General features: G+C 65.4%; 1 protein-coding gene. It reads left to right on the top strand.

The genetic code is table 11. From position 1 onward, the window contains the following. Positions 1–231 (top strand): hypothetical protein (locus ACW9IR_RS30075; RefSeq protein ID WP_457466242.1); only part of this gene is annotated, 231 nt, incomplete at both ends.

The raw sequence follows: 231 nt of genomic DNA, 5'->3' as shown, positions 1-231 counted from the left end.
AACTGACCGACATCAACGACAGCCGCCGCGGCCCGCTCGCCTATCGCTACGATCCTGTCGGTCGTCTGCTCAGCGCCACCACACGTCAAGGCGTGGAAACCTTCGCCTTCGACCCGGCTGGCAACCTGCTCGACGACAAGGCGACAGAAATTCGCCGCCCGCTCGACCTGACCCCGCCGCGCAGCAAACTGGTCGACAACCTGCTGCGCGAATACGCCGGCACCCACTACG

It is taken from the genome of Pseudomonas sp. SDT291_1_S447 (genome assembly GCF_054070155.1).
This window is presented reverse-complemented; position numbering and strand designations above follow the sequence as displayed.